General features: G+C 62.2%; 1 protein-coding gene. It reads left to right on the forward strand.

Going from position 1 to position 259, the window contains the following annotated elements; translation table 11 throughout:
* Positions 1–259 (forward strand): hypothetical protein (locus AC1RPU_RS08320; RefSeq protein WP_481769699.1); only part of this gene is annotated, 259 nt, incomplete at both ends.

The following is a 259-nucleotide window of genomic DNA, read 5'->3' on the forward strand; positions in this document are numbered from 1 at the left end:
GGGCACGCCCGCCGTTCTCGACGGATCCAGCAGGCCCAGCAGCGCGCGTTCGAATACATCGTCGTATGCACACGTTGGCTGCGTCATCTCTACCGTTCCCCTCGCATTGGATGCGCATGCGCGGCTCGCGCGATCAATCCGTCGCACCGACGCATCGCGAACATCGCCGCTTCGCCATCGGCCGCGCCGCGCGCTTCACTCACGTTGGAATCGAGTCTAGAGGAACGTTTTTTTTCGATCCATCAGACCGTGGTCGATG

This window comes from Dellaglioa sp. CoH-55-MRSF-7, assembly GCF_056782235.1.